Here is an 18,741-nt window from a genome sequence, read left to right on the forward strand (position 1 = left end):
TCACTGTCGAGTATAAAAGTCAAATCGTCATAAAGTCCGCTTGCACGTGCCTATTATGAAACAGTCCGGCGGCGGATCAGTTTGGCGCCGCGGACGGCGTGGGCGCCGTGGCCCATTCGCCGCGCCAGTCGTAGCGCAAGGTGACGCAGTGGCGATAGGCGCCGTCCGACCAGCGGCCCACCGCCTGCATGGTCAGGGGGCGGGGCGCGCGAACCCGGCTCATGATCAGCCAGACCTCGTCGGCGCCGGGGCACAGGGCGCGCGACAGGCCGCGACCGTCGCCGTCCTGATCGACGGCGTAGATGTCGTTCTCCGATGCGCCTTGCGGCAGGGCGCGCCGCGCCGCCTCGGGGCCGCCGCGTGTAAAGCCGGCCGTGCCGCGCGCGGTGGTGGAGAATAGACGCTCGACCTGAACCGCCCCGAACAGACCGCGCCGCACCTCCAGCGTCACGCCCTTGGTCAGGGCCTGGGTGATGCGATCCGAGGCGTTGTAGGACAGAAAGCGGGTGTCCGCCTGGGCCGGCGACGTCGCCAGCACAAGGGCGGCGAGGACGACCGAAAGGCCGAGAAATCGGGGGTTCAGACGGCGCATGCTTCCCTCTTCCTCAGGTTTTGCGGCGATAAAGGGGCTTGGCGACGATCAGGCTTCGCCCAGGCAGCGTAGGGCGACCTCGAGATTGCGCAGGCCGTCCTCGCCCGTCACCGCCGCCGTCTCGCCGGTTGTGATGGCGCGGGCGAAGGCTTCCAACTCTTTCTTCAAAGGTTCTGCGGGCCAGCTATTCAGCATCCGCGTGGAATACGAGCCGTCGGGCTGCTGGCCGAAATATTCGGTGACCTGACGGGTGATCAGGTCGGCGACGATGAACTTGGTCTTGGTCGCGACCTGTAGGGTGCGGGTCTTGTAGGGGGTGACCCAGTTGGTGGTGATGTGGGCGATCACCCCATTGTCCAGGCGGAACTGCAGCAGGGCCGTGTCCTCGCGGTCGGCGCGGGTGCGGGCCAACTGTGGCTGGACCTCGGTGATCTCGGCGCCCGTCAGGTGGCGGATGATGTCGATGTCATGCACGGCCAGGTCGATGACAACCCCGACCTCGCCCATACGCGGTGGGAATGGCCCGACGCGGGTGATCTGGATGGAGATGATCTCGTCGTCGGCGAGGGCGCGTTTGACCGCCTCCACCGCCGGATTGAACCGCTCCACCTGACCGACCATCAGGACGCGATTGTTGGCCTTGGCCGCGTCGATCATGCGCTGGGCGTCGGCGACGTTGGCGGCGATGGGCTTTTCCACCAGGACGTGGACGCCCTTTTCCAGCAGGGCCACCCCGACCTCGGCATGGAAACGGTTGGGCGTGGCGACCACGGCGGCGTCCAGACCGGCCTCGACAAAGGCCTGCGCCGTCGTGACCGGCGATGCGCCATAGGCGGCGGCGACGCCTTCCGCCGTCACGGCGTCCGGGTCGAAGACGGTGGTCAGCTCGAACTCGCGCATTTCGGCGGCGACGCGCGCATGATTGCGGCCCATGACGCCGGCGCCGGCGACGCCGATCTTGAGGGGGGCGATGTTCGGCATGGACTCAACCCTTGAAGCTGGCGACGGCGGCGATGATCTGGTCCTGGGTCGCGGTGTCCAGATCGGCGTGCATCGGCAGGCTGATGACCACATCCTTAAGGCGCTCGGTCACCGGCAGGCCCTCGGGACCGCGCGGATAGTGTTCATAGGCGGGCTGAAGGTGCAGCGGGATCGGATAATAGACCGCCGTCGGCACGCCCTGTTCTTTCAGGTGCGCGGCCAGGGCGTCGCGGTTCGGATGTTCGATCGTATATTGCGCCCAGTTGGAGATGTTGCCGGTCGGGACGTCGGGAACCTTGGCGACGTGCGGGCGCAGGCCGTCGTTATAGCGGGCGGCGGCGGCGTTTCGCCATTCGATCTCCTGGCTGAAGACCTTCAGTTTTTCGATCAGGACGGCGGCCTGGATGGTGTCCAGACGGCTGTTCAGGCCGATCCGCATGTTCAGATATTTGGGATCGTGATCGAAGGTGCGGTCCTTCAGGTCCACCGCAACGGCCTTGCCGTGCACGCGGATGGAATCCATCAACTGGGCCAGTTCGTCGTCATTGGTCAGCACTGCGCCGCCGTCGCCGTAGCAGCCCAGGGGCTTGGCCGGGAAGAAGCTGGTGGTGGTGACATCGGCCCATTTCAGCGGATGCTCGCCATGGATGGTGCAGCCGAACCCTTGCGCCGAATCCGAGATCAGCTTCAGCCCGTGCTTGTCGCAGACGGCCTTGATGGCTGCATAGTCGGCGGGCTGACCGAACAGGTCCACGGCGATGACCACGCGCGGGGTCAGGCGGCCTTCCTTCAGGGTCGCCTCGATGGCGGCCTCCAGGTGACCGGCGTCCATGTTGTAGGTGTCGGCGTCCACGTCGATGAAGACCGGCTCGGCGTCGAACCACGGCACCACCTCGGCGGTGGCGGCGAAGGTGAAGCTGGGCACGAAGACCGCATCGCCGCGCCCCACGCCCCAGGCCATCAGCGGCAGGGCCAGGGCGTCCGTGCCGTTGGCGCAACCCAAGGCGTGCTTGGCCTGACCGAAGGCGGCCAGATCGGCCTCGAACTGACGGACCTGCGGACCCATGACCCAGGCGCCGCCGACGACGGCGTCCTGAACGGCGGCCTCGATCTTGCCGCCAAGGCGAAGGCGCTGGGCCTGAAGGTCGATGAAGGGGATCATGGGTCGCTCTCCACGCGGATGCGGCGGCGGTCCGCTGGCGCGGTCCGCGAATGTGGGCGTCCTCCTAGCAAGATCGGCCGCCTGCGCCAAACGGCGCAAGCTCACTTCGCGTTGCCCTTTGCAACGTCCACGCCCCTTGGCGCCCGACCGGTTGCGCCCTAAGCCAGCGCCATGATCAGGCTTGCCGTCGCCAAATCCAGGGTCTCGAACTGGCTGTTCAAGGACGCCCTGCCGCTCTGGGCGGATCGTGGCGTCAGCGCCGACGGGCGGTTCTTCGAGCAACTGGATTTCGACGCCCGTCCCGTGACGGGCCTGCGCCGACGCACCCGCGTTCAGGCGCGCCAGGTCTATGTCTTCTGCGAAGCGGCGGCTCTGGGCTGGGAGGCGGGGCGCGCCGTGGCTCAGACGGGATTGGACCGGATGATCGACCTGTGTCGGCGCGACGACGGCCTGTGGATCAGCGCCGCCGATGATGAGGGCGCGGTGGTTGACGCGACGGCTGATCTCTATGACCTGGCCTTCGTCCTGTTCGCCCTGGCGGCGGCGCACAGGGTGCTGGGCGACACGCGCGCCCGGCCCTTGGCGCTTGAGACCCTGGCGGCGATCCAGGCCTTGATGCGCGCGCCGCACGGGGGATGGCACGACGCCCTGCCGCCGCGCCTGCCTCGGCGCCAGAATCCGCACATGCATATGCTGGAGGCCATGCTGGCCTGGCAGGCGACAGCGCCAGACGCCGCGTTCGAGACGGCGGCGCGCGTGTCTCTGGCCCTGTGTCGCGATCATTTCGTGATCGACGGCGCGATCCGCGAGTATTTCACCCAGGCCTGGGCGCCCGACCCGCAGTTGGGCCATATCATAGAGCCGGGACACCTCGAGGAATGGGCCTGGCTTCTGCGTCAGGCGAAGGCGCTCGGTCTGGATGGGGGGACAGCGGCTGACGCCCTGCATCGCCGGGCCGTGAAGCAGGGCCGGACACCCTTAGGCCTCGTCCGCGAAATCGATCCGTCCGGCGGCGTGATCGACGGCGGGCGGCGTCTGTGGGCCCAGACCGAGGCGATCCGCACGGCGCTGGCGTTCGCTGAGCCTGACCTGGGCGAGCGGGTTGACGCCGTGTTCGACACCCATCTGGCGACCCGTATCCGGGGGCTCTGGACGGACAGCTATGATGCGGAGGGACGGTCGTCCGATCAGGCGGCCCCCGCTTCCAGCCTGTATCACCTGATGACGGCCTTTTCCGAACTGTTGAGACACAAGCCATGAGCGGCGTCCCTGCGGCCTTCCTCGACCGTGACGGGGTGCTGATCGAAGACTGCGGCTATCCGCACAAGCCGGAGCATCTGGCGCTGATCCCCGGTGCGGCCGCGGCTGTGCGACGCTTGAAGGAACTGGGCTATCTGACGGTGATCGTCACCAACCAGTCGGGCGTGGCGCGCGGCCTGTTCACCGAAGAGCAGATGCATGACTTCAACGGCCTGTTGACGCGGCGCCTGGCGCAGGATGGAGGCGTGATCGACGCCGTCTACGCCGCGCCCTATCACGCCGATGCGGTGGTTGAGCGCTATCGCCACCCGGACCACCCGGACAGGAAGCCCAATCCCGGGATGTTGCTGCGCGCGATCGCCGACCATGGGATCGATGCCGCCCGATCCCTGATGATCGGCGATCAGCCGACCGATGTTGAGGCGGCGCGGCGGGCGGGGGTTTCAGGCCATCTGTTCGAGGGCGGTGATCTGGACGTCTTTGTGCAAGGCTTGACCGCGGGCTGAGTGCAGCTGCCTTTCGCAATTCCTCGCACCGTGAATATATGGCCTGTGCGTGTTGCTGAAGGAGACGCCCGTGGCCTTTGTTGAACGTCGCTGGACATCGCCGGATGGGCTGAGCTTGTTTGCACGCGATTATGCTCCGGCTCCGGGCGTGGCCCGGCCACCGGTCATCGCCATCCACGGCCTGACCCGCAACAGCGCCGACTTCGAAGCCATAGCGCCCCTGCTGGCCCAGAGCGGGCGGCGGGTGCTGGCGGTCGATGTGCGCGGGCGCGGCCTGTCGGATCGCGCGCCAGATCCGATGACCTATACGCCCGATGTCTATGCCCAGGACGTGCTGGCCCTGATGGATCAGACGGGGATCGGTCGGGCGGTCTTCCTCGGCACCTCGATGGGCGGGCTGATCACCATGGCCCTGACGGCGGCCAGGCCCAAGGCCGTCGTCGCCGCCATCCTCAACGACATCGGCCCGGAGGTGGCGGCCGAAGGTCTGGCGCGGATCGCCGGCTACAGCGGTCAGCCGGTCGAGATCGAAACCTGGGCCGACGCCGCCGCCTACGCCAAACGGATCAACGGCGTGGCCTTCCCGCATTATTCGGACGCCGATTGGGATGGGTTCGCGCGGCGCATCTTCCGCCAGCATCCGAACGGCGAGATCGGTCTGGACTATGATCCCGACATCGCCGTGCCGATCAGAGCGGCGGGCGCCAAGGCGCTGGTTCCGAACCTGTGGCCCGACTTCCGCCGTCTGGCGAAGAAGAAGCCCACCCTTCTGGTGCGGGGCGGAAACTCCGATCTGCTCAGCGCCGAGATCGCGGACAGGATGAAAAAGGCCGCGCCGTCCATGGTCTATGTCGAGGTCCCCGGCGTCGGTCACGCGCCCATGCTGGACGAGCCCGAGGCCCGGGCGGCGATCTTCGCGTTTCTGTCTGAGGTTCAGTGAGAGGGACTTCGCCATCCTCATCATCCTCGGGTCAGGCCATAGGGCTGGATAAGGAGCGAGGACGGCCTTTAGCCGTCAGTCCTTCGTCGGATCGACGCGGGACTTGTCGCCATAGGTCAGGGCCAGGAAGACGTCCTCCAGGTCCGGGTCTTCGGTGGTGATGTCGGCGATGGTCACACCGGCGGCGCGCACGGCGTTGATGACCTGTTCGACCGACGACTGACCCTTCTTGTAGGCGACGGCGAAGGCGCCGCCCGGTCGGGGCGTGACTTCGAAGCCCGCCAGCGCCGGCGGCGTCGCCTGGGGCGTCTCGGGCGTCACCACGACATTGCGGCTGTCCAGGCGTCGCAGCAACTGCGGCGTCGGCTCGCAGGCCACCACCTCGCCCCGGTTGACGATGGCGATGGTGTCGCAAAGCTCCTGCGCCTCTTCGAGGTAGTGGGTGGTCAGGACGATGGTGACGCCCTCTTCGTTGATGCGACGGACGTAGGCCCACAGCTGGCGGCGCAGTTCGACATCCACGCCGGCCGTCGGCTCGTCCAGGATCAGGATGGGCGGATTATGCACCAGCGCCTTGGCCACCATCAGGCGGCGTTTCATGCCGCCGGACAGGGCGCGGACATAGGCGTTGGCCTTGTCCGACAGGCCCAGCGCCGCCAGCAGTTCGTCGGAGCGGCGCTCGTTTTTCGGCACGCCGTAGAAGCCCGCCTGCACCTCCAGCGATTCGCGCGGCGTGAAGAAGACGTCGGCGACGATCTCCTGCGGCACCACGCCCAGGGCGGCTGCGGCGTCGCGCGGCTCCTTGTCGATGTCGCGGCCCCAGATCTTCACCGCGCCTTCGGACTTCTTCACCACCCCGGCCAGGATGTTGATCAGGGTCGATTTCCCGGCGCCATTGGGTCCCAGCAGGCCGAAGACCGAGCCGCGCGGAATGACCAGATCGACGCCGCGCAGCGCCGTCTTGGGCGCGGCCTTCTTGGACCCGGCATAGGTCTTCTTGAGGCCCCGCACCTCGATGGCGTTGTTGGGCAGGGCGTAGGTCTCGGACATGGTCGGCTATTCACTCGGGCAGGACGGCGAGCGGCATAGGTAGGGGGCGGGGCCGCATTCGCCAACCTGTGTCTGGACCACTGCATGACAAGCGTACGCGACCGGATGTCAATGTCGCTTGACTTTGCCGTGTGCTGTGTCTAGCGTGCTTGTCATAAAGACAACCCCACTTGATGGAGACGACCATGACTGTTCCCGCAATTCAGACCCCGCCCAAGTGGACCCGCACTCGCCTGATCGGCTTTGTCGCCATGGGCGTTTGCGCCATCGGCTATGTGGGCGGGGGTCTGGCGCTCTGGGCTGGCAAGACCGATCAGATCGACATGACCCATGCGGCCATCGTCGGCGCGGCCCTCCTGCTGATCGGCGAGATCGGTCTGTGGGTCGGCGCCGCCTGCCTGGGGCTGACGCTGTTCAAGAAGCGCAAGGCGATGCTGAACCGCCTTCTGGGTCGGCGCGCGGCGGCGGCGTCCGAGGTTTGACCTTGGGGGCAGGTCCGCCTAGGAAGCGCGCAAGCCTGCCACATCGGACCGCACCATGCCCCCCCGCCATTCCGACGCCATCATCCCGCCGCCCGAAGAGATCGTGGTCTCGACCAAGCGCGTGGCCTGCGACGGCGGCGGCGGGGCCCTGGGGCATCCGCTGGTCTATATGGACATGGGCGAGGACGACTTCATCGAATGCGGCTATTGCGACCGCCGCTTCGTCCTGTCGGCCCATCCGCACGACGAGAACGAATACCTGAGCCCGGCGGCCCGCGCGGCCGAGGCGCACTAAGAGGTCGTAACCTCAGTTCAGTCGGATGTCGGGCGGTCCGGGTCTATAGGGATCGCCGAAACCCTGTTCGGATGGAGCCCCGCCCTTGCGTTATCTGCACACCATGGTCCGGGTGAAGGACATCGACGCCTCGCTGCGTTTCTACTGCGACCTTCTGGGCCTTCAGGAGGTGCGCCGCACCGAGAACGAGGCGGGCCGGTTCACCCTGATCTTCCTCGCGGCGCCCAAGAACCTGGCTCAGTCTTCGGCGGAACGCTGTCCCGAGGTCGAGCTGACCTTCAACTGGGATCCGCAAGACTATGAGGGCGGCCGCAACTTCGGCCATTTGGCCTATAAGGTCGACGACATCTACGCCGCCTGCCAGACGCTGATGGACGGCGGCGTGACGATCAACCGGCCGCCGCGCGACGGCAACATGGCCTTCGTCCGTTCGCCTGACGGCATCTCCATCGAATTGCTTCAGGAAGGCGAACCCCTGGCGCCGGCCGAGCCGTGGGCTTCGATGCCCAACACCGGGGTCTGGTGATGCGGTGGCGGCCGGTCGCGGCCCTGTCGGCCGCGGCGCTGGCCCTATCGGCCTGCGCCTCGACCACCGAGAGCAACACGGGCCGCACGGCGACCGAGCAGCTGCTGCTGGCGCGGGCGTCCGACCGGGCCATAGAGGGTCTGGTCCTGCCCCTGCCGTTGGGCGCTTCGGTGTTCGTGGACGACGCCTATTTCCAGGGCGAAGGCGCCCGTTATGCCGTCAGCGCCATGCGCGGCGCCATCTCCGACGCCGGCTTCAGCCTGGCCCGGAACAGGGACGAGGCCAACGCCGTGTTCGAGATCCGGGCCGGCGCCCTGTCGCTGGAACAGATGCGGCGCGTCTTCGGCATTCCCGAGATGCGCATCCCGATCAACGAGACCTTCAATGTCGTCTCCCTGCCTGAGCTGTCGGTCTATAGCCACCGCGACCGGGTGGGCGTGGCCGAGTTCTCGGGCTTTCTGTATGAGGCCAAGACCGGCGCTCCGCTGGGGGCGATTACGCCGATGATCGGCGCCTATCGCATCCGTAGCCACAAGGCCTTCATGATGGTGTCCTGGGGCCAGCAGCAGGCCCAGCCTGGGCAGCGCGACCCGGGATCGAGCTGGAAGGAATTCTAGCGGCTGACGCGGAGGCTCCAGCCGCCTATGTTCCGGCCATGACTGAAGCCGCCGCTCCCGAGATCGACCACGACCGCCCCCTGACGCAGGACGGCCCCGCGCTGCGGCTGTGGATGATCGACGCCTCGGCCTATATTTTCCGCGCCTATCACGCCCTGCCGCCGCTGACGCGAAAGTCCGACGGCCTGCCAGTCGGCGCGGTCCAGGGCTACTGCAACATGTTGTGGAAGCTGTTGAAGGATATGAAGGGGGCGGATGGCCCCACCCATCTGGTCGCCATCTTCGACCACTCGGAAAAGACCTTCCGCAACACCCTTTACGACCAGTACAAGGCCCACCGTCCGCCGCCGCCCGAGGATCTGGTGCCGCAGTTCCCGCTGGTGCGCGAGGCGACGGCGGCGTTCGGGGTGCACTGCGTCGAACTGCCCGGCTACGAGGCCGACGACCTGATCGCCACCTACGCCTGCAAGGCTCGCGACAGGGGCGGGGAGGCGGTGATCGTGTCGTCCGACAAGGACCTGATGCAACTAATCGGCGGCGGCGTCGTGATGTGGGACCCGATGAAGGATCGGCGTCTGGCCGAGCCGGAGGTGTTCGAGAAGTTCGGCGTCGGGCCCGAGAAGATGGTCGATCTTCAGGCCCTGATCGGCGACAGCGTGGATAATGTGCCGGGCGCGCCGGGCATCGGGCCGAAGACGGCGGCCCAATTGCTGGACGAATACGGCGACCTGGACACCCTGTTGGCGCGGGCGGGCGAAATCAAACAGCCCAAGCGTCGCCAGACCCTGATCGATTTCGCCGACCAGATCCGGCTGTCGCGCGACCTGGTGCGCCTGACCTGCGACGCGCCGGCGCCCGAAGCCATCGACGATTTCGCGGTGCGCGATCCCGATCCGGCGACCCTGTCGGCCTTCCTGGAGGCGATGGAATTCCGCTCCTTGCAGCGCCGGGTCGGCGACGGCAAGGCCGGCCCCAGCGACGTGTCGGCCTTTGCGCCGAAACGCGCGCCCACCCTGTCGGCGCCGGTGGCCACGCCGCGCTATGGCCAGGCGGTGGAAGGTCCGGCCGAGGTTCAGAGCTTCGATCACGCCGCCTACGAATGCGTCCAGACCGAGGCGGCGCTGGACCGCTGGATCGCGCGCGCGACCGAGGTCGGCGTCGTTGGTTTCGATACGGAGACCGACGCCCTGTCCGCGACCCACGCCGGCCTGTGCGGCGTGTCCCTGGCGGTCGGGCCGAACGAAGCCTGCTACATCCCCCTGACCCATGAGCATGAGCCGCAGGCGGGCGAGGGCGGTCTGTTCGGCGACGCGGCCGAGCCGCGCGAGCCGATCCATCAACTGGACAAGCCGACGACCCTGGCCAGGCTGAAGACCCTGCTGGAAGATCCGTCGGTCCTGAAGGTGTTGCAGAACGCCAAATACGACATCGCCGTCATGGCGCGCCGGGGCATCCGCGTCGCGCCCTATGACGACACCATGCTGATCTCCTATGTATTGGAGGGCGGTCTGCACGGTCACGGCATGGATGACCTGGCGCGGCTGCATCTCGGCCACGATCCCATTCCGTTCAAGTCGGTGGCCGGGACGGGCAAGAGCCAGAAGTCGTTCAAGCACGTCGCCCTGAGACCCGCGTCGGAATACGCCGCCGAGGACGCCGACGTGACGCTGCGCCTGTGGCGCATCCTGAAGCCGCGCCTTGCGCGCGAAGGCCTGTCCACCGTCTATGAGACGCTGGAGCGGGGAATGCCGACAGTGCTGGCCGACATGGAGACGGCGGGCGTCCGCATCGATCCCGAGCGACTGAAACGTCTGTCCAGCGAGTTCGGCCTGCGCATGGCAGAGTTGGAGGCCGAGGCCGAGCGGATCGCCGGCCGGCCTTTCAACATCGGCTCGCCGCGTCAGATCGGCGACATCCTGTTCGGCGAACTGAACCTGCCGGGCGGCAAGAAGACCGCCAGCGGCCAGTGGGGGACCGACGCCAGCGTGCTGGAAGATCTGGCGCTGAGCCACGACCTGCCGCGCACCATTCTGGACTGGCGCCAGCTGTCGAAGCTGAAAGGCACCTACACCGACGCCCTGATCGCCGCCGCCGACCCCAAGACCGATCGGGTCCACACCTCCTATCAACTGGCCGCCGCCTCGACTGGGCGTCTGGCCTCGTCGGACCCGAATCTTCAGAACATTCCGATCCGCACCGAGACGGGGCGCGAAATCCGCCAGGCCTTCATCGCCGCGCCCGGCCATGTGCTGATCAGCGCCGACTACAGCCAGATCGAGCTGCGTCTGTTGGCCCATATTGGCGACATCGCTGAGCTGCAACGCGCGTTCAAGGCCGGGTTGGACATCCATGCCGCGACCGCCAGCGAAATGTTCGGCGTGCCGGTCGAGGGTATGCCGTCAGAGACGCGCCGTCGCGCCAAGGCGATCAACTTCGGCATCGTCTATGGCATTTCGGCTTTCGGCCTGGCCAACCAGTTGGGCATCGATCAGGGCGAGGCCGGGGCCTATATCAAGACCTATTTCGAACGCTTCCCCGGCATCCGCGACTATATGGACCGCACCAAGGCCGAGGTGCGCCAGACCGGCTTCGTCTCGACCGTCTTCGGCCGTCGCATCCACATTCCCGCCATCCTGTCCAAGTCGGGGGCCGAGCGTCAGTTCGGCGAGCGCGCCGCCATCAACGCCCCGATCCAGGGCGCGGCCGCCGACATCATCCGCAGGGCCATGATCCGCATGCCGGGCGCCCTGGCCGAGGCCGGACTGAAGACGCGGATGCTGCTCCAGGTCCACGACGAACTGGTGTTCGAGGCGCCGGAGGCCGAGGCCGCGCGCGCCATCCCCGTGATCCGCCGCATCATGGAGAACGCCGCCGAACCCGCCGTCGCCCTGACCGTCCCCCTGGTCGTCGACGCCCGCGCCGCCGCCAACTGGGACGAAGCCCACTGACGAGCATTAGGCGGCGACGACGCCGATGTCGTCTGGGACTTCGCCGCGGCCCAGGAGGCCGATTTCGAAGTCCATGAAGATGTCCATCAGCTCTTCCACGTTGACCGGCGGGGCTGCGGGACCGAAGCGGAAGCGCCAGTAGCTGACGATGTGTTGCACGGCGCCCAACTGGTCGCCCAGCTTGGCGAACATGGAGGGCGCATCCAGCAGGAAGTCGCGGAAGGCGGTGGGTTGGCCTTCCTGGGTCAGTTTGGCGTAGGCGTCGTCATAGATGCGCAAGGTGCGGCTGACCTCGTCGCAGGTCTTGATGATGCGGCCGCGCAGGACGTCGCGGCTGCGAGCCAGATATTCCTTGGCGGCGCGGTCGATCTTGCCGACCGGGCGGATGGTGCGGACAGCCTCGGCGACGTTGGCCACGTCGCTCAGCAGGGCCGCCAGCGTCCATTTGTAATAGAGGAAGCCTTTCCAGCAGAAGACGCCCTCCTGGTACTGCTCCGGCGCCAGGCGCAGGGTCTGCCGCAGGGCGTCCAGCTGATCGCCGGGCGTGTTTGAAAGAATCTTGGCCGCCATCCTTCCGGCCGAATCCGCGTTCACCGCCACGGTGTCCGAGCCCAGGCTGAGGGTGACCAGCGGTTCGATCTCGCTGCGCACGAAGGCCAGCATCCGCTGAAGATCGCTTTCGCTGATCGAGAAATAGCAGGGGGCGGGATCCAGCCCGCCCCGCCGAAGCTGTTCGCGTAGCAGGAAGGGATCCAGCGACGGCAGTTTGTCGATCAGACGCAGGGTCTCGATGTCCGGATGGTTCGCTGGAACGCCGAACGCCTCCATCATCATCCGCTCGAAACCGATTTGATTGACGAAGACGTAGCGGCCGCCGGTCTTCAGGTCGGTATCGTCGATCGGGATGACCACCTTGGTCACAACCTGGCGGCGGCCGGTGAACAGGTCCGTCTCGTTGCGCCGCACACGGTGTTTTATGATTAGGGCGCGATTCAGCGCCATGGTGCGAAAGATAGGGAAGCTGGCCCATTCGGGATTGCGGACGGCGCCGTCCGGGCCGCTGTCGCCGTTCTCTTGCCAAACGCGCAGCAGGTTCAGCACCCGCGCGGTGGAGGCCGAGCCCTTCAGATGTTCAAGACTGCGGACGGCGCGATCGGTCATGTCGTCAAGGCTAGACGCGAAATCGTGACCAAGGGCTTAGGGTGTTTCAAAAAAGAACAGGGGTCGCCCTGGCGCCCCTTAGGCGATCCCCGATTGCGCGATCAGAAGGCGGCGGTGACAGAGACCCACAGACGGCGCGGCTCCTGGTTGTTGGCGAACTCCGGCGCATAGGCCACCGGGGTTCCGTAGGGCAGCAGGCTGACGAAGTCCTTGTCGAAGACATTATAGACGACGGCGTTGACCGTCAGATTGTCGTCGATCCGATAGGCGCCGCCCAGGTGGAACAGGCTGTAGGCCTTGTAGTCGCCAAGCGCCGTCTGGGCGTCGCCCGCGCCGCGATAACGCGATGAGCGATATTCGCCGCGCAGCCACAGGTTCAGGCGATCCGTGGCGTTCCAGCGCAGATTGGCGTTCAGCATATGCTCGGGCGTGTCGGTCAGAGGCTGGCCGGCCGCCGCCCCCGACTTCTGTTCGCTATCGGTGAAGGTGTAGTTGCCCTGAAGCGTCCAGGCGTCGTCGAAGCGGAAGCGGGCCGTGGCCTCGATCCCTTTCGTCACCGCCTCGTCGATGTTGACGCTCTGGCCGAAGGTCGGAACCGTGGAGATGTAGGCGGTGTAGAAACCCACGTCATAGCAGCCAGACCTATTGTAGCCGCCAACGTCGAACTGAGCCTGGGTCAGGCGGAACAGGCAGTTGGCGATCGGAACGCCGGTGGCGATCTTGTCATCGAACTGATTGTGGAAGACGGTCACGCCGGCGCGCAGGCGTTGGTGATCGTCGTAAAGGACCGCGAACTCGGTCGAGGTCGAGGTTTCCGGCATCAGGCCGGGACTGCCCAGCAGCGGCAGGCGGCCCTGGGCGCCGAAGCCGTTGACGCCCGAGGCCAACTGCTCCAGGCGCGGGGTCTTGAAGCCCTGGCTGACGCCGCCCTTCACGGTCCAGACGGCGCTGGGGTTCCAGACCAGATAGGCGCGCGGACTGAAGTGCGAGCCGAAGGTGGAATGGTCGTCATGGCGGGCGCCCAGGGTCAGGGCCAAGCTGTCGGTGAAGCGCCATTCGTCCTCGGCGAAGACGGCCCATTGGGTGTGGTTGAACGTGCCGGACACCACGCCGTCCGTCATTTCGGCGTCCCAATGCTGGCCGCCAACGGTGAAGGTGTGGTTGCGCCATTGCGAAAACAGCTTGGTGTCGAAGATGCGATTCTCGCTCTCCAGGGTGCGGCCGCCGCCGGCGCCGGCGACGCCGTTTGGAATGATCCGACCCCGTGTCTCGGTCCGGGCGACCGAATAGCTGGATTCCAGCACGCCGAACGGCAGGCGCCAGTTGTGGGCCAGGGCGATCTGATCGCGGTTGAACTCCAGGAACTTGTCATAGCCGCCAGCGGTGGTGGCGGTGCCCATCTGGCCCTTGGAGTTGTCATACCATTGGCGGCTCACGTCGCCGTCGATCCACAGGTCATGGTCGGGATGCAGATTGAAGGCCACGCGGCCGCCCGCGGACCAGATCTGGTTGGCCGTGGCGCTTCGGCCAAAGCCGGACACCGGGGTCTGGACGCCCGCGACGGTCTCATAGGTCAGCCTGGACTGCTCCCGCTCCGAGCGCGACGCCCGGATCGAGACGCCGACGCGGTCCGCGACCAACGGCCCGGCCAGATAGACGTCGCCGCCGCGAATGTCCCCGAACTCCCCGTCGCCCTGCAGGGTGTAATGGGCGCTCGCCGATCCGTGCCAGGCGTCTCCGATCTTGCGGGTGATGATGTTGACCACCCCGCCCATGGCGTCGGACCCGTAAAGGGTGGAGACGGGGCCGCGCACCACCTCGACCCGCTCGATGGCCGAGACAGGCGGCAGGAAGCTGGTGGCGGTCTCGCCGAAGCCATTGGGCGTGACGCTGCCGGCCGTGTTCTGGCGGCGGCCGTCGATCAGGATCAGGGTGTAGTCCGACCCCATGCCCCGGATGTTGATGGTCTGGCCGCCCGACTTGCCGACGGCGGCGCCGGTGTCGACGCCTTCGACGTTGTTCAGGATTTCGGCGATGGAGACAGCCCGCACCTCCTCGATCTCGGCGCGGGGAATGACGCTGATCGAGGCGGGGGCCTGATTGATCCGCTGCTCGAAGCCCGAGGCGGTCACGACGATCTCGCCCAGTTCCGACGGTTGCGCGTTGGAGGGCTGGGACGTCTGCGCCAGGGTGGCGTTCGCGGTCAGGCCGAAGGCGAGCGAAGCACCAGCCAGCAGGCGTGCGCGGGTCGAAATCGTCATGGTGAAACAGCCCCAAAATACTTGCGAGCGCCTCTCAACAGCATTCGCAAAGATCGTCCAAGGGGGGTGCGCCCATCCGTCGCAAGCGGAGCCGTATCGTCTTCCGGCCCGAAGGCTTGCGCTGGCGCCCGGTTGCGATCCGGGTCTAGAACAAGGCCATGCAGATTTTCGACCTTCTGATCGTCGCCGCCATCGTCGCCGTGACGATCACCCTGGGCTTGGGTCTCTATTCGCTGTTTCGCGGCGGGGCCTATGCGCGGACCCATTCCAACCGGCTGATGCGGTTGCGCGTCGGGCTGCAGGCCGTGGCGGTGGTGCTGCTGGTGATCGGCATGGTGTGGAAGGCGACGCGGGGAGGCTGACCATGGTGACGCTGAACAAGATCTACACCCGCACCGGCGACGGCGGTCAGACGCGGCTGGCGTCAGGCGCGCCCGTGTCCAAGACCGACGCTCGGGTCGAGGCCTATGGGGCGGTGGACGAGCTGAACGCCGTGATCGGCATCGCGCGGCTGAACAGCGGTCAGAACGACCGGATCGACGCCATGCTGGGCCGTATCCAGAACGAACTGTTCGACCTGGGCGCCGACCTGGCCACGCCGCTCGATCCGCCCCCGGCGTGGGAGGCGCTGCGGATCATCGACAGCCAGGTCGAGCGGCTGGAGCAGGAAATCGACTGGATGAACGAGAGCCTCAAGGCCCTGGACAGCTTCATCCTGCCGGGCGGTGCGCCGCTGTCGGCGCATCTGCACATGGCGCGCACCGTCTGTCGCCGGGCGGAGCGGGAGGCTGTGCGTCTGGTGGAGGCCGGGGAGGCGGTGAACGGCGCGGCCGTACGCTATCTGAACCGGCTGTCGGACCATCTGTTCGTCGCCGCCCGTCGCGCCAACGCCAATGGCGCCGGCGACATCAAGTGGAAGCCGGGCGCGACCCGTTAGGGCTTTTACGATCAGGCCGCCGGTCGCGCTGCGGCCAGGGCCGCCTTCTGCCGTTGGGCGTCGGCGGCGCGGGCGCGGCTTTCGGCGGCCAGCTCATGCTCGATGCGGACCAGCTCGCGGTTCTTCTCGGCCGAGGCCTCCTCGCGCGACACGCCGTTCGGACGGCCGGTGATCTGGGCGATGGAGATGGGCTGGGCGCAGATGCGGCTTTCCATGTCGTACCATTTGCCGGCCGCCTCGCACCGCTTGCCCGGCGCGACCCAATAGTCCTGAAGCACGAAAATCCCCACGATGGCGACGCCGAACAGGCCGAAGAAAATCATCGCCAGGCGGGGGAAGGTCAGGAAACGCTTCATCTGGTGGTCCGTTAGGTGAGGATCGCAGCTACAGCTTGACCCCGCGTTACGTTGACAGGCCTTCGCGACCGCTCCATGTCCTGCCTCTACATTCAGGCGATTTCACGGATAGACCCATGAAGGTACTCGTCCCCGTCAAACGGGTGATCGACTATAACGTCAAGGCCCGCGTCAAGGCGGATCAGTCGGGCGTCGATCTGGCCAACGTCAAAATGAGCATGAATCCCTTCGACGAGATCGCCGTCGAAGAGGCGGTTCGTCTCAAGGAAGGCAAGGAGCATCACGCGGCCGGAACGGCGGACGAGATCGTCGTCGTCTCCATCGGCGTGACCCAAGCCCAGGAAACGATCCGCACGGCCCTGGCCATGGGCGCGGACCGGGGAATCCTGGTCCAGTCGGACAGCGACCTGGAGCCCCTGGCCGTCGCCAAACTGCTGAAGGCGGTGGTCGAGGAAGAAAAGCCGGACCTGGTCCTGATGGGCAAACAGTCCATCGACGGCGACAACAATGCGGTGGGCCAGATGCTGGCCGCCCTGCTGGACTGGCCCCAGGCGACCTTCGCCGGCAAGCTGGTCGTCGAAGGCGGCAAGGCGACCGTGACGCGCGAGGTCGATGGCGGGTTGCAAACGGTTGCGGCTGAACTGCCTGCCGTAGTGACGGTGGACCTGCGTCTGAACACCCCGCGCTATGCGTCCCTGCCCAACATCATGAAGGCCAAGAAGAAGGAGATCGCCGTGAAGGCGGTCGCCGACTATGGCGTCGATGTCGCCGATCGTCTGAAGGTCGTGAAGGTCACCGAACCGCCCAAGCGTTCCGCCGGGGTCAAGGTCGCCGACGCCGCCGAACTGGTTTCCAAGCTCAAGTCCGCGGGAGCGCTGTAATATGGCTGTCCTCGTCATCGCCGATCACGACGGTTCCGCCGTTCGCGACACCACCAACAAGACCGTGACAGCCGCTCTGGGTCTGTCGTCCGACGTGGACGTTCTGGTCTTGGGACAAGGCGCCCAGGCCGCCGCCGACAGCGCGGCCAAGATCGCCGGCGTGCGCAAGGTTCTGCTGGCCGAAAGCGTGGGTCTGGGCAAGATGCTGGCCGAGGCGGTCGAAGCGACCGTCCTTCCGCTGGCTGACGGCTACGACGCCATCCTGACCCCCGCGACTACGGACGGCAAGAACTTCGCCCCGCGCCTCGCCGCCAAGCTGGACGTGGCGCCGATCTCCGATATCGTCGAAGTCGTTTCGCCCGATACCTTCGTCCGGCCGATCTACGCCGGCAATGCGCTGGAGACGATCCAGTCGTCGGACGCCAAGAAGGTGATCACGGTGCGCCCGACCGCCTTCGCCGCCGCCGCAGAGGGCGGCTCGGCCCCTGTGGAGAGCGTGGCTGGCGCCGAGGCGTCCAAGACCGCCTTCGTCTCCGAGGAAATGGTCAAGTCGGACCGCCCCGAACTGGGCGCCGCCAAGATCATCGTCTCGGGCGGCCGCGCCTTGGGCTCGGCGGACGAGTTCCACGCCGTGATGGAGCCTCTGGCCGACAAGCTGGGGGCCGCCATCGGCGCCTCGCGCGCGGCGGTCGACGCCGGCTATGCGCCCAACGACTATCAGGTCGGCCAGACCGGCAAGGTGGTCGCCCCACAGCTCTATATCGCCGTGGGCATCTCCGGCGCGATCCAGCACCTGGCGGGCATGAAGGATTCCAAGACCATCGTCGCCATCAACAAGGATCCCGACGCGCCGATCTTCCAGGTCGCCGACTACAGCCTTGTCGCGGACTACAAGACCGCCGTGCCTGAATTGATGGCCGCCCTGGGCTGACGCCTGGACGATAACTCCGCCAAGGGCGCGATGTCGGAGACGATGTCGCGCCTTTTGCATATCTGGGAGCGATGGAATGGCGACCCTGGCCGTGAAGCTGCAGCCCGGCGCCGCGATGGACAGAATCGACGGCTGGGACGTGGATGCGTCGGGTCGCCGGATCCTCAAGGTCCGCGTTCGTGCGCGACCCGTCGATGGCGCAGCCAACGAGGCCCTGATCCGTTTTCTGGCCAACAGTCTGGATCTGCCGAAATCCGCCGTCGCCCTGACGCGGGGCGGCCAGTCTCGGCTCAAGATGATCGGTCTGGACGGCCTGGATGACGCTGAACTCCTCGTCCGAATCGAAGAGCGTCTTTCCGGCGTGTGACTGACGGGACGATTCCACTCCCAAGCGCGTTGTCTTCGAAACGCGGAGAGCCGACCGATGACCGACCCCACGCAAACGCGAATCCTTCACGCCCGCAGCGGCGTGACCCTCGAACAGCGCGAAGACGGATTCGCCGTCGTCAGCCTGAGGACTGACGGGCCGAGCCTGTTCGACGACGAAGCGGAGGCGCAGCGGGCGTTCGAGGCTGAGGTCGCTCTGGCTGAAAAAGACCCTGCATTGATGTCCAGGCTAGGCGGGGCCTGATCCCACGGGGGGCGTGGTGGGATCGGGCGGCGTTCGCCGAGCCCGATTCCGTGAGAATCTTCGTCGCTTTTCCAGATTCTTCTTGCTGAGCAAAAGGGGTGCCCGTATAGGGCTGCCTCGCTCGGAAACGGGCCGGCCTACGGGGCCTTGGGGACTGGTTTCCCGGGGTTTTGAGGGGAAGAAAGAGTTGAAAAACTTCTTGCTTTCCTGGGTTGGTTTGAATA

Annotated in this window: 21 protein-coding genes; 14 read left to right on the forward strand and 7 right to left on the reverse strand. The window is 66.5% G+C overall.

The window, feature by feature from the left end:
* Positions 1 to 76 precede the first annotated feature (76 nt).
* The 3 genes from KZX42_RS15330 to KZX42_RS15340 are packed head-to-tail and all read right to left on the reverse strand — an operon-like array spanning position 77 to position 2,735.
* Entirely contained in the window at positions 77 to 592 is a 516-nt protein-coding gene (locus KZX42_RS15330) for a hypothetical protein (protein WP_248120723.1), read from the reverse strand.
* A gap of 48 nt (positions 593 to 640) precedes the next feature.
* Positions 641 to 1,573, reverse strand: a complete 933-nt coding sequence (locus KZX42_RS15335; RefSeq protein WP_248120725.1) for a Gfo/Idh/MocA family oxidoreductase — start codon at positions 1,571 to 1,573, stop codon at positions 641 to 643.
* 4 nt (positions 1,574 to 1,577) lie between these two features.
* Entirely contained in the window at positions 1,578 to 2,735 is a 1,158-nt protein-coding gene (locus KZX42_RS15340) for a DegT/DnrJ/EryC1/StrS aminotransferase family protein (RefSeq protein ID WP_248120726.1), read from the reverse strand.
* Between the two features lie 171 nt (positions 2,736 to 2,906).
* Between KZX42_RS15340 and KZX42_RS15345 the strand changes: the two genes are divergently transcribed.
* The 3 genes from KZX42_RS15345 to KZX42_RS15355 are packed head-to-tail and all read left to right on the forward strand — an operon-like array spanning position 2,907 to position 5,441.
* A complete protein-coding gene (locus KZX42_RS15345; protein ID WP_248120728.1) occupies positions 2,907 to 3,995 on the forward strand; it encodes an AGE family epimerase/isomerase in 1,089 nt (362 codons plus the stop codon).
* Complete coding sequence (locus KZX42_RS15350; RefSeq protein WP_248120730.1) at positions 3,992 to 4,501, forward strand: HAD family hydrolase; 510 nt, start codon at positions 3,992 to 3,994, stop codon at positions 4,499 to 4,501. Before KZX42_RS15345 ends, KZX42_RS15350 begins: the two co-directional genes overlap by 4 nt.
* Positions 4,502 to 4,553: 52 nt before the next feature.
* Positions 4,554 to 5,441, forward strand: a complete 888-nt coding sequence (locus tag KZX42_RS15355) for an alpha/beta hydrolase (RefSeq protein WP_248120776.1) — start codon at positions 4,554 to 4,556, stop codon at positions 5,439 to 5,441.
* A 75-nt stretch (positions 5,442 to 5,516) separates the two neighbouring features.
* Here the strand turns inward: KZX42_RS15355 and KZX42_RS15360 are convergent, their stop codons facing one another.
* Positions 5,517 to 6,491, reverse strand: coding sequence for an ABC transporter ATP-binding protein (locus KZX42_RS15360; protein WP_248120732.1), 975 nt, complete (start codon positions 6,489 to 6,491; stop codon positions 5,517 to 5,519).
* Between the two features lie 185 nt (positions 6,492 to 6,676).
* On the opposite strand from KZX42_RS15360, the gene KZX42_RS15365 reads away from it, so the two are divergent.
* From KZX42_RS15365 to polA, 5 genes are all read left to right on the forward strand, one after another.
* A complete protein-coding gene (locus tag KZX42_RS15365) occupies positions 6,677 to 6,973 on the forward strand; it encodes a hypothetical protein (protein ID WP_248120734.1) in 297 nt (98 codons plus the stop codon).
* A 55-nt stretch (positions 6,974 to 7,028) separates the two neighbouring features.
* Entirely contained in the window at positions 7,029 to 7,268 is a 240-nt protein-coding gene (locus tag KZX42_RS15370; protein ID WP_248120736.1) for a zinc-finger domain-containing protein, read from the forward strand.
* 85 nt (positions 7,269 to 7,353) lie between these two features.
* Positions 7,354 to 7,794: a VOC family protein gene (locus tag KZX42_RS15375; RefSeq protein ID WP_248120738.1), complete on the forward strand. Its 441-nt coding sequence runs from the start codon at positions 7,354 to 7,356 to the stop codon at positions 7,792 to 7,794.
* Positions 7,794 to 8,411, forward strand: a complete 618-nt coding sequence (locus tag KZX42_RS15380; RefSeq protein WP_248120740.1) for a DUF6655 family protein — start codon at positions 7,794 to 7,796, stop codon at positions 8,409 to 8,411. Before KZX42_RS15375 ends, KZX42_RS15380 begins: the two co-directional genes overlap by 1 nt.
* Before the next feature lie 38 nt (positions 8,412 to 8,449).
* Positions 8,450 to 11,359: a DNA polymerase I gene (gene polA / locus KZX42_RS15385; RefSeq protein ID WP_248120742.1), complete on the forward strand. Its 2,910-nt coding sequence runs from the start codon at positions 8,450 to 8,452 to the stop codon at positions 11,357 to 11,359.
* Positions 11,360 to 11,365: 6 nt separating this feature from the next.
* On the opposite strand, the gene KZX42_RS15390 is transcribed toward polA, so the two are convergent.
* Both KZX42_RS15390 and KZX42_RS15395 read right to left on the reverse strand, forming a co-directional pair.
* Positions 11,366 to 12,520 carry a hypothetical protein gene (locus KZX42_RS15390; protein WP_248120744.1) on the reverse strand — a complete coding sequence of 385 codons (1,155 nt, stop codon included), beginning with the start codon at positions 12,518 to 12,520 and terminating at the stop codon, positions 11,366 to 11,368.
* A gap of 101 nt (positions 12,521 to 12,621) precedes the next feature.
* Positions 12,622 to 14,781, reverse strand: coding sequence for a TonB-dependent receptor (locus KZX42_RS15395; RefSeq protein ID WP_248120746.1), 2,160 nt, complete (start codon positions 14,779 to 14,781; stop codon positions 12,622 to 12,624).
* A gap of 158 nt (positions 14,782 to 14,939) precedes the next feature.
* Here KZX42_RS15395 and KZX42_RS15400 point away from each other — a divergent pair, with 158 nt between their 5' ends.
* The gene (locus tag KZX42_RS15400) at positions 14,940 to 15,143 is read left to right on the forward strand and encodes a twin transmembrane helix small protein (protein WP_248120748.1); all 204 of its coding nucleotides are present in this window, start codon (positions 14,940 to 14,942) and stop codon (positions 15,141 to 15,143) included.
* A gap of 2 nt (positions 15,144 to 15,145) precedes the next feature.
* Positions 15,146 to 15,718, forward strand: coding sequence for a cob(I)yrinic acid a,c-diamide adenosyltransferase (locus tag KZX42_RS15405; protein ID WP_248120750.1), 573 nt, complete (start codon positions 15,146 to 15,148; stop codon positions 15,716 to 15,718).
* Between the two features lie 11 nt (positions 15,719 to 15,729).
* On the opposite strand, the gene KZX42_RS15410 is transcribed toward KZX42_RS15405, so the two are convergent.
* Positions 15,730 to 16,074: a hypothetical protein gene (locus KZX42_RS15410; protein ID WP_248120752.1), complete on the reverse strand. Its 345-nt coding sequence runs from the start codon at positions 16,072 to 16,074 to the stop codon at positions 15,730 to 15,732.
* Between the two features lie 116 nt (positions 16,075 to 16,190).
* Here KZX42_RS15410 and KZX42_RS15415 point away from each other — a divergent pair, with 116 nt between their 5' ends.
* From KZX42_RS15415 to KZX42_RS15430, 4 genes are all read left to right on the forward strand, one after another.
* Positions 16,191 to 16,955 carry an electron transfer flavoprotein subunit beta/FixA family protein gene (locus KZX42_RS15415; protein ID WP_248120754.1) on the forward strand — a complete coding sequence of 255 codons (765 nt, stop codon included), beginning with the start codon at positions 16,191 to 16,193 and terminating at the stop codon, positions 16,953 to 16,955.
* Position 16,956: 1 nt separating this feature from the next.
* Complete coding sequence (locus KZX42_RS15420) at positions 16,957 to 17,886, forward strand: electron transfer flavoprotein subunit alpha/FixB family protein (protein WP_248120756.1); 930 nt, start codon at positions 16,957 to 16,959, stop codon at positions 17,884 to 17,886.
* A 76-nt stretch (positions 17,887 to 17,962) separates the two neighbouring features.
* Positions 17,963 to 18,253, forward strand: coding sequence for a DUF167 domain-containing protein (locus tag KZX42_RS15425; RefSeq protein WP_248120758.1), 291 nt, complete (start codon positions 17,963 to 17,965; stop codon positions 18,251 to 18,253).
* Positions 18,254 to 18,310: 57 nt separating this feature from the next.
* Positions 18,311 to 18,517, forward strand: coding sequence for a hypothetical protein (locus KZX42_RS15430; RefSeq protein WP_248120760.1), 207 nt, complete (start codon positions 18,311 to 18,313; stop codon positions 18,515 to 18,517).
* Positions 18,518 to 18,741: the final 224 nt, after the last annotated feature.

The sequence above is a fragment of the Brevundimonas sp. EYE_349 genome (assembly GCF_023147505.1).
Taxonomy (GTDB): Bacteria; Pseudomonadota; Alphaproteobacteria; order Caulobacterales; family Caulobacteraceae; genus Brevundimonas.